Annotated in this window: 10 protein-coding genes, 4 tRNA genes and 1 pseudogene; 3 read left to right on the top strand and 12 right to left on the bottom strand. The window is 58.2% G+C overall.

Features of this window, described 5'->3' with window-relative positions; translation table 11 throughout:
- Positions 1-2: 2 nt before the first annotated feature.
- Together M0746_RS07500 and M0746_RS07495 are read left to right on the top strand one after the other, a co-directional pair.
- A complete protein-coding gene (locus tag M0746_RS07500; protein WP_258448668.1) occupies positions 3-1,133 on the top strand; it encodes a nitrilase-related carbon-nitrogen hydrolase in 1,131 nt (376 codons plus the stop codon).
- Between the two features lie 3 nt (positions 1,134-1,136).
- Entirely contained in the window at positions 1,137-2,177 is a 1,041-nt protein-coding gene (locus M0746_RS07495; RefSeq protein WP_258448667.1) for an AraC family transcriptional regulator, read from the top strand.
- A 420-nt stretch (positions 2,178-2,597) separates the two neighbouring features.
- Here the strand turns inward: M0746_RS07495 and M0746_RS07490 are convergent.
- Positions 2,598-3,462 (bottom strand): annotated as a pseudogene (locus tag M0746_RS07490) (DUF2242 domain-containing protein).
- A gap of 92 nt (positions 3,463-3,554) precedes the next feature.
- Positions 3,555-4,454, bottom strand: a complete 900-nt coding sequence (locus tag M0746_RS07485; RefSeq protein ID WP_258448666.1) for a LysR family transcriptional regulator — start codon at positions 4,452-4,454, stop codon at positions 3,555-3,557.
- Positions 4,455-4,577: 123 nt separating this feature from the next.
- Between M0746_RS07485 and M0746_RS07480 the strand changes: the two genes are divergently transcribed.
- Positions 4,578-5,762: an MFS transporter gene (locus tag M0746_RS07480; protein WP_258448665.1), complete on the top strand. Its 1,185-nt coding sequence runs from the start codon at positions 4,578-4,580 to the stop codon at positions 5,760-5,762.
- 645 nt (positions 5,763-6,407) lie between these two features.
- Here M0746_RS07480 and M0746_RS07475 read toward each other — a convergent pair.
- The 10 genes from M0746_RS07475 to M0746_RS07430 form a co-directional block, all read right to left on the bottom strand.
- A complete protein-coding gene (locus tag M0746_RS07475) occupies positions 6,408-8,279 on the bottom strand; it encodes a SurA N-terminal domain-containing protein (RefSeq protein ID WP_258448664.1) in 1,872 nt (623 codons plus the stop codon).
- Positions 8,280-8,505: 226 nt separating this feature from the next.
- Positions 8,506-8,778 (bottom strand): HU family DNA-binding protein, encoded by a 273-nt coding sequence (locus M0746_RS07470; RefSeq protein WP_003183171.1) that lies wholly within the window; start codon positions 8,776-8,778, stop codon positions 8,506-8,508.
- Positions 8,779-8,926: 148 nt separating this feature from the next.
- Positions 8,927-11,323: an endopeptidase La gene (gene lon / locus M0746_RS07465; protein ID WP_208940569.1), complete on the bottom strand. Its 2,397-nt coding sequence runs from the start codon at positions 11,321-11,323 to the stop codon at positions 8,927-8,929.
- Positions 11,324-11,486: 163 nt separating this feature from the next.
- Positions 11,487-12,770, bottom strand: a complete 1,284-nt coding sequence (gene clpX, locus M0746_RS07460; protein ID WP_016775335.1) for an ATP-dependent Clp protease ATP-binding subunit ClpX — start codon at positions 12,768-12,770, stop codon at positions 11,487-11,489.
- 112 nt (positions 12,771-12,882) lie between these two features.
- Positions 12,883-13,518, bottom strand: a complete 636-nt coding sequence (gene clpP, locus M0746_RS07455; protein WP_007951559.1) for an ATP-dependent Clp endopeptidase proteolytic subunit ClpP — start codon at positions 13,516-13,518, stop codon at positions 12,883-12,885.
- Between the two features lie 91 nt (positions 13,519-13,609).
- Positions 13,610-14,920 (bottom strand): trigger factor, encoded by a 1,311-nt coding sequence (tig, locus tag M0746_RS07450; RefSeq protein WP_093100444.1) that lies wholly within the window; start codon positions 14,918-14,920, stop codon positions 13,610-13,612.
- A gap of 400 nt (positions 14,921-15,320) precedes the next feature.
- Positions 15,321-15,396, bottom strand: a tRNA-His gene (locus M0746_RS07445).
- 76 nt (positions 15,397-15,472) lie between these two features.
- Positions 15,473-15,557: transfer RNA gene (locus M0746_RS07440), tRNA-Leu, on the bottom strand.
- Between the two features lie 57 nt (positions 15,558-15,614).
- Positions 15,615-15,690: transfer RNA gene (locus tag M0746_RS07435), tRNA-His, on the bottom strand.
- A gap of 32 nt (positions 15,691-15,722) precedes the next feature.
- Positions 15,723-15,799, bottom strand: a tRNA-Arg gene (locus M0746_RS07430).
- Positions 15,800-15,940: the final 141 nt, after the last annotated feature.

Genomic DNA, 15,940 nt, shown 5'->3' with positions numbered 1-15,940 from the left:
TCATGCGCAAACTTTTGTACCTGACGTTTTCCATGGCCCTTGTGGCTGCCCTCACCACCTACGCAATGTGGGCGGCGGACCGGCCGGTCGGGCATTACCTGTCGGACCTGCGCATCAAACTGGCGGTCGACCAAGGCACACCCGCCGACCGCGGCAATCTGCTGGGCATCCAGCCCGAACTGTTTCCCACCGACTATCAAAGCCCCGAGCGCCTGCACCGCAAGCTCGCGGCCTATTTGCAGCAGGCGCAGGATCAAGGCTTGTTGAACGAAAAAACCGTGGTGGTGTTGCCGGAAAACATCGGCACCTGGCTGCTGCTCAGCGGCGAAAAAGACGAGCTGTATCAAGCCCCGACCGTTGACGAGGCGATGAACTGGCTAGCGGCGAGCAATCCGTTGTTGTTCGCTCGCGCCTGGCTGCGCGCCAGCGGCAACGATCGTCTCAACGACGCCCATCTGCGCATGAAAGCCAAATCCATGGCCAAGCAATATCAGGCGCTGTTTGGCGGTCTGGCCAAGGAATTTCGTGTGACCCTGGTGGCCGGTTCGATCGTGTTGCCGGAGCCGGAAATTCGCGATGGCCGACTGAAACCGGGCAGCGGCTCGCTCTACAACAGCAGCGTGGTGTTCGGCCGCGACGGCGTGCCACTCGGCCAGCCGCAGCGGCAGATGCACCCGGTGTTCGCTCAACGTGACGTGATCCAGGCCGAGGACAAAGAGCGCATCAACGTGGTCGACACCCCCGCCGGACGTCTCGGCGTATTGATCGGCAGCGACAGTTGGTACCCGCAAAACTACCGCACGCTCGACGAGCAAAACGCACAATTGGTCGCCGTGCCGGCGCAGTTGTTCGGCCAGGACGCATGGAACCAGCCGTGGCGCGGTTATAAAGGTTCGAATACGCCCGGTTCGGTGAGCCTCAAGCCCGGCGAAGTTACTGAAGGACAGGCCTGGCACCGACTGACCCTGACTGCCCAGCCACCGAGCAGTCGGGCGATTGCCGGCGTCAGCGTGTTTATGCGCGGGCAGTTCTGGGACAAGGCCAGCTCCGGCCAGAGTTTTCTCAGCAGCAACGGTCGGCATTTTGCCGATGGCGACGCCCGTGGCGCGCGTCTGCTGAACATCTGGTTGTAAGCCATGAAGCCACTGCCGATGCGTCTTGGGGATCTGTCGGTGGGTTTCGTGCATAGCCTCGCCGACGCCGTGCGCAGTCATGGCATCGACCCACAGCCGCTGCTGGAACAATACGGCCTCGACGCGGCGCGACTGGCCGAAGCGGGTGCGCGCTTGTCGATCCCTCGCTACATGCGCCTGGGCCACGCAGCAATTCAATTGACCGGGGATGCAGCGCTGGGTTTGCGCATGGGCCAGCTCAGCCGTCTGAGCCAGGCCGGACTTGCCGGCGTCACCGCCGCGCAAGCCCCGACCGTGCGCGAAGCCGCGCGCTGCCTGATCCGTTTCGAAGCCCTGTACGGTTCGAACTATCGCGGCCAATCGAGCTTTCACGAAGATGCCCATGGCGCGTGGCTGCGCTTCTATTCGATCAGCCCGTACAACGCTTACAACCGCTTTGTCGTCGATTCGATCGTGGCTGGCTGGCTCAACCAACTCTCGACCGTCGGCCGCCAGCCGCTGCGGGCCGAGCGCATCGAGATCGAATTCACCGAGCCCGATTACCGTCAGGCCTACAGCTCGCTCGGCGATTGCCCGATCCTGTTCGGCGCCGAGGGCAACCAATTGCGCCTGAATCTGGACAGCCTCGCGCAGCGCAACCCCGAGCATTGCCCGAGTACCTGGCGGCACCTGCTGCAACTGTGCGAGCGAGAACTTGAGCAACTGACGCGAACCCGCAGCCTGCGCGAACGTATCATTCAATTGCTCGGGCCGTTACTCAATGGTGGGCGCGAACCGGATCTTGAAGAGGTCGCGGCACGCCTGAAACTGCCGACCTGGACCCTGCGGCGCAAACTGGCCGAGGAAGGCACGCAATTTCGCGCCATTCTCAACGACACGCGCCGGGACCTGGCAATGACCTACATCCGCGATACCGAACTGGCGTTCGGCGAAATCGCCTATCTGCTCGGTTTTGCTTCAGCCGAAGCATTTCAACGAGCGTTCAAGCGCTGGAGCGGCCAGACGCCGGGCGAGTTTCGTCGCAGTCATCGAATACGGGTTTGAAGCAGCTGCAAGTTTCAAGCTGCAAGCTCAGAGCTCAGAGCTCGGTTGCGTCGTCTGCGGGTTCGGGTTGGTCCAGTTCGTAAGCCTGGTATTCGAGCAGTTCTTCCTGATACTCATCCATCGTAAAATCCCCCAACTGCTCGTCATGAAAAATGGCTTGATCAATCGACCTGTGCCCCGAGCATAAAGTGCCCGTGTGAAGGAAAAGTGAAACGCAGCCTTCATGAATAAAACGTAGCAGGTGGTTGGGGATTTATCGCGGTGGGATTGTCAGGGGAATGTAACCAATCTTTAAGCTGCCCCGGATACCACTGTGGGAGCGAGCCTGCTCGCGAAGGCGGTGCGTCAGCAACAGCGTCGTCGACTGACACACCCCTCATCGCGAGCAGGCTCGCTCCCACAGGGTTTTGTTGAAGTGAATTATTGACCGGACGCAGGCATCGCCGGAATCGGCTCGGACGGCGGCGGAATGTCCGGGTTCGCTGGCGGCGTGATGGTTTCGCTGGCCGGCGCGGGCTCTTCAACGGGGGCTGGGGTAATTGGCGCCTGCTCCGCAGGCGGCACCACCGGCTGGGAATCGACTGGCGCGGTTTCCGCCGGAGCCGGGGCTGGCTCTGCAGCAGGCAGGCGCAGGCGTTGCAGCAGGTTCCGCCGCTGGTGTCGGCACCAACGGCGCAGGTGCCGGCGCTGGCGTCGCTTTCGCCTCAGGCACACCGAGGTCTGCCTTGGGCTTCTCCTCGATATGCGCAGCCTTCTTCGCATCCGCCGGCAGGAACTGCTCGACCAGGGTAAAGAAACGCTCATAGAACTTCTGCGCAGTAACCGTCTCACTGGCAACCTTGACCATCGAATCGTCAGACGAGCCGATCGGCATCGACACCGAGCCCAACACACCCACACCGAGACTGGCCGAGTTGTTGGTCTTCTTCAGCGCATAACGATCCTGCAAGGCATTGGCGAACATCGTCGCATGGTGCCCGGCACTGCCATCGTCGGCGCACACCACGTTGAAGCTGATCTCCATGTGGGTATCGCCGGTCTGCTGGAAACTCTTGTGCCCGCTGACCAGTTTCGGATCGCTGCTGGTGATGATGTAGCCCTGACTGAGCAACGCCCGCCGCGCCGCTTCGCAACTGGCCGCATCCGTCACCGGATAATTGCGCGAAAACGTACCGGAGTCATCGAAGTTTTCGTGCTCATACATCGGCTTGTCTTTCGAACAACCGGCAACGGCAGCCAACAACAGCGCCAACCCGGCTACACGCAAGGGAATGGAAATCAACATTGAACATCCTGAGAGAAAACAGTCCGGGGCGTATTGTGCAACAGATCGCGACCCCGCGGCGCATGGAATAGTGTCTTGAAACGGTTACAACCCTATGTCATCTGCGTAGCGGGGAAAAGGCGCGAGACCAAATGATCGATGAACACGCGCAGTTTCGCCGTAGCGTGACGACTCGATGGCCATAGGACCCAAAACTCACCGGTGTGTTCCAGGTGCGCATCGAGCACCCGATGCAAGCGTCCTTGCGCCTCGGCCTCACGGGTCATGAAATCAGGCAGGCAGGCGATACCCATGCCGGCCAGCGCCCCATGGCTCACCGCTTCGATGGAGGTACTGACCAGGCGGGCGGGCAACGTCGGCTCCACGGTCCCCTCTTCGCGGATCAATGGCCAGGCTTCCAGTTTTCCAGTGGCGTGGAAGGTGTGCCGCAGGCACGCGTGAGCGGCAAGATCAGCCGGCGTCTGCGGTACGCCACGCTGCTGCAGATACGCCGGACTGGCCACCAATACCATGTGAAAAGTACCCAATCGTCGCGCCATCAGACGCGAGTCGCGGGGCTTGCCCGTGCGGATCACAGCATCAAAACCTTCTTCCACCACATCGACCATACGATCGGTCAGATCCAGATCCAGCTCGATTTGCGGGTACATCGCCATGAACTCAGCCATGACCGGCATCACCAGCCCATGCACCTGCGGCAGGCTGATGCGCAACCTGCCGTGGGGTTTGGCGGAGGCGTCGCACAGTTCGAATTCCGCCGCTTCGACTTCCGCGAGGATCTTTCGGCACCGCTCAAGAAACATCGCGCCTTCGCTGGTCAGCGTGACACTACGCGTGGTGCGCTGAAACAGCCGCACGCCCAGTCGGGCTTCCAGCCGCGCGATGCTTTTGCCCACCGCCGACGATGAAACACCTTGTAGCCTGCCAGCCTCGGTGAAGCTACGCGTCTCGGCGACCTGAACAAACACCGCAATACTGCCAAGGCTATCCATACCACTCCCCCATTGCTGACATCCTTGTCCGATATGTTCGGAACCTTAACCCGTTTTTCATCACCGTGCAGCGCCCTACTCTGCGTTTCTCGTCAAATTCGCACATGGAAGCCGTCATGAACGATGCTCAACCCGCTTGCCCCGCTCGATCAACCCGAACGCTTACCCCTCGCCGCGCTGCTGGCACTGGCCACCGCCGGATTCATCACGATAATGACCGAAGCCATGCCGGCCGGTCTGTTGCCACAGATGAGCAGCGGCCTGAATGTCTCGCAGGCACTGATCGGGCAATTGATCACCGTATACGCGTTCGGCTCGATCCTGGCGGCGATTCCCCTGACGATCGCCACCCGAGGCTGGCGCCGAAAACCACTGCTGCTGTCCGCCGTCGCTGGTTTCGCGATCGCCAACAGCATCACCGCCGTGTCGGAGCTGTACTGGCTGAGCCTGATCGCACGCTTTATTGCCGGAGTGTTCGCCGGTCTGCTCTGGGCGCTACTGGCGGGTTACGCGAGCCGAATGGTCGCCCCGCACCTGCAAGGCCGTGCCATTACCGTGGCGATGCTCGGTGCACCTCTGGCGCTGTCGCTGGGAATCCCCGCAGGCACTTTGCTCGGCACGCTGGTCGGCTGGCGCCTGAGCTTCGCGATCATGACCGGGCTGACCATTTTGCTGGTGATATGGGTACGCTGGCTGGTACCGGACTTTGCCGGCGAACGCGCGGGACACCGCACCCCTTTGCGGCAGGTATTTACCTGGCCCGGCGTACGCCCGGTATTGTTTGTAACCCTGACCTACGTGGTCGCACACAATCTGCTGTACACCTACATCGCACCTTTTTTGCAGCCCTCCGGACTTGATGCAACGATCGACCGGGTGTTGCTGGTATTCGGCCTCGCATCGGTGCTGGGCTTATGGATCGTAGGCGTCCTGATTGACCGCTGGCTGCGCGAACTGGTGTTGATCAGCGCCGCGCTGTTCATGCTGTCCGCGCTCGCGCTGGGCCTGTGGCGCGACTCGCCGAGCGTGGTTTACACGGCCATCGCCGTCTGGGGACTGGCCTTCGGCGCAATGCCATCCCTGTTGCAAACCGCATCAGCGAAAACCGCGAGGAGCGCAGCCGATACCGCGCAATCGATGCTGGTGACGCTGTGGAATGTGGGAATTGCTGGCGGAGGCTTGATCGGAGGCCTATTGCTTGAAGACGTCGGCGCAGGAACATTTCCGTGGATTGTTGCAGGCTTGCTGGTTTTCACCCTGGGTGTGACGATCAAGGCTCGCAGACATGGATTTCCAACTGCCAGATAGATGCCGTCTAGTTGCCGGAAATGCTTAAACCAAGCCCGAAAGTCAAAAGCCCCTCACCTAGCCCTCTCCCGGAGGGAGAGGGAACTGACCGTGGTGATCGGAAGAACTACGTCAACATGAAAAACCGAGTCGAATGCAAGTTTCAAAACCAACCAAAATCGGCTCCCTCTCCCTCGGGAGAGGGCTGGGGTGAGGGGCAGCCACACCACAAACCTAAAGCCAACCATCTGCTTCTAACCACTCAACAATGAGCGCCAGCTCGAGTGCTCTTGATCTTGCCTAACCAGCGACATCGGAAGGCTGAGCGGAGGGATTGATCCGGGCGTGGGAGCGCAGCGACCGTCTGGCGCAGCCAGACACAGCGGAAGGAGGTGCAGCGAAGCAAACCGTAGCCGCTGCGCCCGGATCAATCCCGGAGCGAAGGGACCCGAGCCTGCGAGGGCCGTACGTAGGAGCAAGCGTTTTGGGTTACCTTTTTGGCGTTTGAAAAAGGTGACTCGCCGTAAGGGCGAAACCGCCATCAGCCGCACCCACACCAACGGATATACACCTAAAACAACCACAGCCTGGTCGGCCCACAGGCCGCCAAGGCGCAAAAAAACCCCGACCTAAAAAGGCCGGGGCTCCCATGTCTCCAGTCAGCAATCAGAACCGCTCGATATCCGCCTGACTCTCCAACTGCTTGCGATACGCCGCGAAATCCTGCTGCCCCTCACGGGAAGCCAGGAAACGCCGGTACTGCGCCTTCTCTTCTTCCGTCGGTGCAGCCGCTTCGTTAACGCCATTCAAGCGCACGATCATCAGGCTACCGTCCGGCAGCGTCACGCTGCTGAACGTTGGCTTGTCCTTGGCGGCCGGCTTCGGCATGCGGAACAGCGCCTGCAACACCGCCGGATCAACACCTTCCTGACCACGGGTAGCCGCTTCGGTGACTTTCCAGCTCTGCCCGTCAATTGCCTTGTCCAGAGGTGCCTTGCCATCGCGCAGATCAGCGATCAGCTTCTCGGCACGGGTCTTGGCGGCCGCACTGGCATGCTCTTTGGTCAACTGAGTGCGGATCGCCGCATTCACGCTTTCCAGCGGCAACTGCGCAGGCTTCAAGTGTTCCTTGGCGCGCAACACGACCACGGTTTCCGGATCCAGCTCGATGGCGGTGCTGTTGGCACCTTCATCGATCACTTCAGGACTGAATGCAGCGGTGACCACGGCACGGTTGGCCGCAACGCCTTCGCCACCTTCACGGCCGAATGGCTTGGAGGTGTGCACGGTCAGCTTCAGATCGGCCGCAGGTTGCGCCAGATCGGATGCTTCAAATGCCGAATCTTCCAGCTGCTTGGTCGCTTCAACGAAACGCTGCTCGACCTGCGCGGCTTTCAGCTCACGGGTCAGCTTGTCTTTCAGGCTGGCGAGAGTCGGCACTTCAGGCGCTTCGACACCCAGCAACTTGATCAGGTGATAACCGAAATCGGTGCGAACCGGCTCGGAGACCTGATCTTTGCCCAGCGAGTACAAGGCCTTTTCGAACGCTGGGTCGTAAACACCAGGACCTGCATAGCCGAGATCACCGCCATTGTTGGCCGAACCCGGATCCTGCGAAAACTCTTTGGCCAGCGCTTCGAACTTCTCGCCCTTGGCCAGACGCGCCTGGACTTCTTCGATTTTCGCCTTCGCCTGAGCCTCGGTGGTCTTGTCGTTCACTTCGATCAGAATATGCGCCGCACGACGCTGTTCCGACAGGTTGGCGATTTCTTTCTGATACGCGGCTTCGAGGTCTTCGTCCTTGACGGCGACCTGGTCGAAGAACGAAGCCTTCTTCAGCTCGACGTAATCGATGATCACCTGATCCGGAGTCATGAACTCTTTGGCGTGTTCATCGTAGTAAGCCTTGACCTCGTCGTCGGTGAGCTTCACGGCGGTCGGGTCAGCCTTGACGTTGAGCGTGGCGAAATCGCGGGTCTGTTTCTCCAGACGGGCGAATGCCAGCACTTCGGCGTCGGTGACGAAACCGCTGCCCGCGACACCGGCGCGCAGTTGGCCGATCAGCATTTCCTGAGCCAGCATCTGGCGGAACTGCATGCGGCTGTAACCCAGTTGACGGATCACCTGGTCGAAACGCTCGGAACTGAACTTGCCGTCCACCTGGAATTCAGGCGTTTGCAGGATCACTTGATCCAGCGCACCTTCGGAGAAAGCGAATTTGGCCTGCTCGGCACCTTGCAACAACAGCTTGCGATCAATCAGCCCCTTGAGGGCCGATTCGCGGAGCATTTTTTCATCGAGCAAGGAAGCATCGAAGTCCTTGCCCAACTGTTGCATCAGCTGACGGCGTTGCATGTCAACGGCCTGGCTCAGCTCGTTCTGGCTGATTTCTTCGCCATTGACCTTGGCCGCCTCATTTTTATGAGTCGTGGCCTGGAAAATGGCATCGAAACCGGTCAAAGCCATCAGTGCAACGATGACTCCGATAATGGTCTTGGCAATCCAGCCTTGTGAATTGTCCCTGATATTCTGCAGCATGCGTCCCCCAGAAACGGTTGAACTTCAATTTAGGCAACCGTGGAGCGTGGGTAGAATCCGGATAGAAGAAAGGCGCATCCGAGGATGCGCCTTCTCGTAACTGGCGGAGCGGACAGGGCTCGAACCCTCGATCCCGGCGTTACAGGCGACTTTTTCAGTGACCTGCTCTACCGCTCCGCTGCCAAGTCAGGCTTGACCCCGACCCGGATGGGTAAAAACCTGAAACTCAGTTAACAGCTTCTTTCAGTGCTTTACCGGCTTTGAAACCTGGCTTCTTGGCAGCCGGGATTTCCAGAGTCTTGCCGGTCTGTGGGTTACGACCGGTACGAGCCGGACGGTCCGTCACGGAGAAAGTACCGAAACCAACCAGAACAACGGAGTCGCCAGCCTTCAGAGCGCCAGTGACGGATTCGATTACAGCGTCCAGCGCACGGCCAGCAGCAGCTTTCGGGATATCAGCGGATGCAGCGATAGCATCAATCAGTTCCGACTTGTTCACTCTAAGTCCCCTTATATCTATTTTGAGATGATTCTAAGTTTTTTGGTGAAAGCAAAAACGAGTGCTGAATGGCCTACAGACACTTAAGAGCCGCTTTATAACAAGGGCTCTAAAAAACTGTCAAGGAAGCCCCCCAGGCAAAAGCCTATTAATGCGTGCTAATTCTTTCCTTAGAGTCAGACTCACGTTTTTCGTCCTTGGCAACTATCTCCGGAGCCACATCCGGCAAGGGCTCCGGCGCGTATTGCAGCGCAATTTGCAGGACCTCGTCAATCCATTTAACCGGTTTAATCTGCAGATCCTGCTTGATATTGTCAGGAATCTCCTTCAGATCGCGCACGTTCTCTTCAGGAATAATCACGATCTTGATTCCACCGCGGTGAGCCGCCAGCAGTTTTTCCTTCAGACCACCAATCGCCAGCACCTGACCACGCAAGGTGATTTCACCGGTCATGGCCACGTCGGCGCGCACCGGAATGCCGGTCAAGGCCGAAACCAGCGCCGTGCACATACCGACACCGGCGCTTGGGCCGTCCTTCGGCGTGGCGCCTTCAGGCATGTGAATGTGCGTGTCGCGCTTCTCGTGGAAGTCCAGCGGAATGCCCAGGCTTTTGGCGCGGCTGCGCACGACGGTTTGCGCGGCAGTGATCGATTCGACCATAACGTCGCCGAGTGAACCGGTCTTGATCAATTGACCTTTACCCGGAATTACCGCCGCTTCAATGGTCAGCAACTCACCACCGACCTGAGTCCAGGCCAGGCCAGTCACCTGCCCTACTTGATCCTGTTGCTCGGCCAGGCCGTAGCGGAACTTGCGCACGCCGAGGAAGTGCTCGAGCAGATCAGCTGTCACTTTCACCGAGAAGCGTTTTTCCATCGCGTGCTCTTTCACAGCCTTGCGGCAGACCTTGGCGATCTGACGCTCGAGGCCACGCACACCGGCTTCACGAGTGTAATAGCGAATGATGTCGCGGATCGCTTCGGCATCAAATTCCAGTTCACCCTTCTTCAGACCGTTGGCGGCGATCTGTTTTGGCGAAAGGTATTTGACGGCAATGTTGATCTTTTCGTCTTCGGTGTAGCCCGGCAAACGGATGACTTCCATCCGGTCCAGCAGCGCCGGCGGAATGTTCATCGAGTTCGAGGTGCACAGGAACATCACATCGGAAAGGTCGTAATCGACTTCCAGATAGTGGTCGTTGAAGTTGTGGTTCTGCTCTGGATCGAGCACTTCCAGCAACGCCGACGCCGGGTCGCCACGCATGTCGCTGCCCATCTTGTCGATTTCATCGAGCAGGAACAGCGGGTTGCGCACACCCACTTTTGTCATCTTTTGAATCAATCTTCCTGGCATCGAACCGATGTAGGTACGGCGATGACCTCGGATTTCCGCTTCATCACGCACGCCGCCGAGGGCCATGCGCACGAATTTACGGTTGGTGGCATGCGCGATCGACTCTGCCAGCGAGGTTTTACCCACGCCTGGAGGACCGACCAGGCACAACACCGGCCCACGGATTTTCTTCACACGCTTCTGCACGGCGAGGTATTCAAGGATGCGCTCCTTGACCTCTTCCAGGCCGTAATGGTCGGCATCAAGGATGTCTTCAGCCCGCGCCAGGTCCAGACGCACCTTGCTTTGCGCCTTCCACGGCACCTGTACCAGCCAGTCGATGTACGAGCGCACCACGGTGGCTTCTGCGGACATCGGCGACATCTGCTTGAGCTTGTTCAGTTCGGCGGTGGCCTTGGCCAAGGCGTCCTTCGGCAGACCGGCAGCGTCGATACGCTTTTTCAGGTCTTCGATTTCGTTGTGGCCTTCGTCGCTGTCGCCGAGTTCCTTCTGAATGGCCTTCATCTGCTCGTTCAGGTAGTACTCGCGCTGACTGCGCTCCATCTGCTTCTTGACCCGGCCACGAATGCGTTTTTCGACCTGCAGCAGGTCGATCTCGGCATCCAGCAGCGCCAGAACGTGTTCAACACGCGCCGACAGGTCAACGATTTCGAGGATTTCCTGCTTCTGCTCGATTTTCAGCGCCATGTGCGCGGCCATGGTGTCGACCAGACGACCCGGCTCATCGATGCTGTTGAGTGACGACAGGACTTCAGCCGGGACCTTTTTGCCCAGCTGGACGTATTGTTCGAACTGCGACAGCAACGTGCGCACGAAGACTTCGGACTCGCGTTCGGCGGCGTCGACTTCTTCGATCAGCGAGACTTCGGCACGGCAGTGGCCGTCGACCTCACTGAAGCGCTCGACCGTACCGCGCTGCTCACCTTCGACCAGCACCTTGACGGTGCCGTCAGGCAGCTTGAGCAGTTGCAGAACCGTGGCAACGGTACCTACGCGATAGAGAGCATCTTCACCGGGATCGTCGTCAGCCGGGTTTCTCTGGGCCAGCAGCAGGATCTGCTTGTCGCCCGTCATCGCGGCCTCGAGGGCTTCGATGGATTTCTCGCGCCCCACGAACAGCGGGATAACCATGTGCGGATAAACCACGACATCACGCAATGGCAAGAGAGGCAATTCGATGGTTGTCTTCATGATTTCGCCTCTACGGCGGCCATAGGGCCGTAATCAGATGGAATTGAACTTGAAACCAAGATGGGGGCTGCCTTGAAAAAAAACAAGCGCAAAGCGGCTGTAAAAAACCAGATAAAAAAAAAGAGGCCCGAGGGCCCCTTCTTTACTGCGACAGGGTGGACGCTTACGCGTCCGGCGCTGCCTTGGCGGTCGGCTCACTGTTCTCGTAGATATACAGTGGCTTGGACTTGCCTTCGATCACGCTTTCATCGATCACGACTTTGCTCACCTCGGACTGCGAGGGGATTTCATACATCGTGTCGAGCAGCACACCTTCGAGAATCGAGCGCAGGCCACGGGCACCGGTTTTACGTTCCAGGGCACGCTTGGCGACCGATTTCAGTGCGTCGGAACGGAATTCCAGATCCACACCTTCCATCTCGAACAGCTTGGCATACTGTTTGGTCAAAGCATTTTTCGGCTCGGTGAGAATCTGCATCAAAGCAGCCTCATCGAGTTCGTCCAGCGTCGCGAGGACCGGCAGACGACCGACGAACTCCGGGATCAGACCGAACTTGACCAGATCGTCAGGCTCGACTTCACGCAGGGATTCACCGACTTTCTTGCCTTCTTCCTTGCTGCGCACTTCTGCGTTGAAACCGATGCCGCCCTTGGTGGAACGGTTTTGAATAACCTTTTCCAGACCGGAGAACGCACCACCGCAGATGAACAGGATGTTACGGGTGTCGACCTGCAGGAACTCCTGCTGCGGATGCTTGCGGCCACCTTGCGGCGGAACGGAAGCGACCGTGCCTTCGATCAACTTGAGCAAGGCCTGTTGCACGCCTTCACCGGAAACATCGCGGGTGATCGACGGGTTGTCGGACTTGCGCGAAATCTTGTCGATTTCATCGATGTAGACAATGCCCATCTGGGCCTTCTCCACGTCGTAATCGCACTTCTGCAGCAGCTTCTGAATGATGTTCTCGACATCTTCGCCCACATAACCCGCCTCGGTGAGGGTGGTTGCGTCAGCGATGGTGAACGGAACGTTCAGCAAGCGGGCCAGGGTTTCGGCCAGCAGGGTTTTACCGGAGCCTGTCGGGCCGATCAGCAGGATGTTGCTCTTGCCGAGTTCGACGTCGTCAGCCTTCTTGTCACGCTGGTTCAGACGCTTGTAGTGGTTGTACACCGCTACGGCCAGAACCTTTTTCGCACGCTCCTGACCAATGACGTACTGGTCAAGGATGCCGCTGATTTCTTTAGGCGAAGGCAATTTATGCGCGCTGCTTTCGGCCTGGGCTTCCTGCACCTCCTCGCGGATGATGTCATTGCACAGGTCGACGCACTCGTCGCAGATAAAGACCGAGGGGCCGGCAATCAATTTGCGCACTTCATGCTGGCTTTTGCCACAGAAGGAGCAATAGAGCAGCTTGCCGTTGTCCTCGCCGTTGCGGGTGTCAGTCATTCGTTCGATCCAAATCCGATAGGCTTGCAACACAAGATGAAGGCTATTGCGGGCTTTTTCAAGCCCGCTGCTGATCGGACGTGCCGACCAGGCCTGTTATGTGTCGCTTATTTTAAGCTGGGCGCTGGTTGATCACTTCGTCGATCAGGCCATATTCCTTCGCCGCTTCTGCACTCATGAAATTGTCGCGATTGGTGTCGCGCTCGATTTCTTCCAGAGTACGGCCGCTGTGCTTGGCCATCAGCGTGTTCAGGCGCTCGCGGATGAAAAGGATTTCCTTGGCGTGGATTTCAATGTCCGACGCCTGGCCCTGGAAACCGCCCAGTGGCTGGTGAATCATCACGCGCGAGTTCGGCAGGCAGAAACGCTTGCCCGGGGCACCTGCGGTAAGCAGAAACGCGCCCATGCTGCATGCCTGACCGATGCACGTGGTCGATACGTTGGGTTTGATGAACTGCATGGTGTCGTAGATCGACATGCCCGCAGTCACCGAACCGCCCGGGGAGTTGATATACAGATGGATGTCCTTGTCCGGGTTTTCCGCTTCAAGGAACAGCAGTTGCGCACAGATCAGGTTGGCCATGTAGTCCTCTACAGGACCCACCAGAAAGATCACTCGCTCCTTGAGCAGGCGCGAGTAGATGTCATAGGCGCGTTCGCCACGAGCAGATTGCTCGACAACCATCGGGACCAGGCCGCCGGCGGCCTGGATATCAGAGTTCTGCTGAATATACGAATTACGGAACATGCTCTGCAGTCACTCCCAAATAGTTATGTCTTGAATACGCATAAGCCAGCTCGAAGGCTGGCTTATGTGTGTACTTCTAACGCAAAAACAATCAGTCGGCTGCTGGAGCTTCTACCGGTTTGACCGCTTCTTCGTAAGAGACCGATTTGTCGGTCACGCTAGCTTTCTGCAGAACAGTATCCACAACTTGTTCTTCCAGCACAACCGAACGCACTTCGTTCAGTTGCTGCTCGTTTTTGTAGTACCACGACACGACCTGCTCAGGCTCCTGGTAAGCCGAAGCCATTTCCTGAATCATCTCGCGAACGCGGGCTTCGTCAGGCTTGAGGTCGAACTGCTTGACCACTTCAGCAACGATCAGACCCAGCACGACGCGGCGCTTGGCTTGCTCTTCGAACAGCTCGGCCGGCAGTTGATCAGGCTTGATGTTGCCACCAAACTGCTGAACAGCCTGCACGCGCAGACGGTCAACTTCGTTGGACAGCAGCGCCTTTGGCACTTCGATCGGGTTGGTGGCCAGCAGACCGTCCATTACCTGATTTTTTACTTTGGATTTGATCGCCTGACGCAGCTCACGCTCCATGTTCTTGCGAACTTCGGTGCGGAAGCCGTCGATGCCGCTTTCCTTGATGCCGAACTGCGCGAAGAACTCTTCGTTCAACTCAGGCAGCTTAGGCTCGGACACGGTGTTCACGGTAACGGTGAACTCAGCGGTTTTGCCAGCCAGGTCGAGGTTCTGATAGTCCTCTGGGAAGGTCAGGTTCAGAACGCGTTCTTCACCGGCCTTGGCGCCGACCAGGCCTTCTTCGAAGCCTGGAATCATGCGGCCGGAGCCCAGTACCAGCTGAGTACCCTTGGCGGAACCGCCAGCGAACACTTCACCGTCAACCTTGCCAACGAAATCGATATTCAACTGGTCTTCGTTCTGCGCAGCGCGATCGGCCACTTCAAAACGGGTGTTCTGCTTGCGCAGGATGTCGAGCATCTTGTCCAGGTCAGCGTCGGACACGTCAGCGCTCAGACGCTCAACGGTGATGCCTTCGAAACCGGCAACGGTGAACTCAGGGAACACTTCGAATACAGCAACGTATTCCAGGTCCTTGCCGGCTTCGAGCGATTTTGGCTCGATCGACGGCGAACCTGCCGGGTTCAGCTTCTGCTCAACCACAGCTTCGTAGAACGACGACTGGATCACGTCGCCTACCGCTTCCTGGCGAGCATCGGCACCGAAACGGCGCTTGATTTCGCTCATTGGCACTTTGCCTGGACGGAAGCCAGCAATCTTGGCCTTTTGGGCAGTCTGCTGCAGACGCTTGTTGACCTGAGTCTCGATGCGCTCAGCCGGCACGGTGACGCTCATGCGGCGCTCGAGAGCAGTAGTATTTTCAACAGAAACTTGCATGGATATTCCTCGTTGCACAGACGTTAGCCGGCCGTTTCCGACCCCAGAATCAAGGGCATGCATTCTAGTGGGTCAAACTCAAGAAGTCACCCTACGGAAATCGGGTAAAAAAACAGCAGGCAGTTTATTCGGAGCGATACATCAAAGCAGCGCGCTCCGCAGACGAATACAAACCATCACGCCAGGGCTCTGCAGCAACCGCTTCTATATATAGAAGAGACTGTCAGTCACTCCCTGACGGCCGCACTTGCGAGCAAGTACGCCGGGCAGCGCGGCATCATCGAGCAACATGATTACGACGAAGCGCCCTGCCCTTGCACCTCGAAACCGGCCATGCCGGCTTTCGAAAGCGCTAAAACAAAAAGGCGCCAGACTGTTAAATCTGGCGCCTTTCGAAATATGGGGTGGACGATGGGGATCGAACCCACGACAACGGGAGTCACAATCCCGTGCTCTACCAACTGAGCTACGCCCACCATATTGCGTAACAAAAAAGCCAAACAACTTCTTTGTTGAACCTCACCCGTCCGAAGACTCGAATGAAGCTTTGATTGGTGCGGATGAAGAGACTCGAACTCTTACGCCTCGCGGCGCTGGAACCTAAATCCAGTGTGTCTACCAATTCCACCACATCCGCGGATGAAGCTTTTAAAGCAAAGGCGCCAGACTGTTACATCTGGCGCCTTTCGAAATATGGGGTGGACGATGGGGATCGAACCCACGACAACGGGAGTCACAATCCCGTGCTCTACCAACTGAGCTACGCCCACCATATCGCGTTACTTGTGCCAATGCTGCCTAATGGCGCACCCGGCAGGACTCGAACCTGCGACCATCCGCTTAGAAGGCGGATGCTCTATCCAGCTGAGCTACGGGCGCCTTATTAATCTGTACTCTTAAAGGACTACAAACTAAGTGCTTTCCAGCGTCGCAGAACCTTGATTCCGCTTCACCTTCTTAACCAGTGCTAGGCTGTGCCCGACAAGTGCGACGAATAGTATAGAGGGCTCCGAAGGTCGT

It is taken from the genome of Pseudomonas sp. S11P7, assembly GCF_023195435.1.
GTDB lineage: Bacteria > Pseudomonadota > Gammaproteobacteria > Pseudomonadales > Pseudomonadaceae > Aquipseudomonas > Aquipseudomonas fluorescens_G.
Note: the sequence above shows the minus strand (reverse complement) of the source record. Positions and strands in the feature narration are given on the sequence as shown.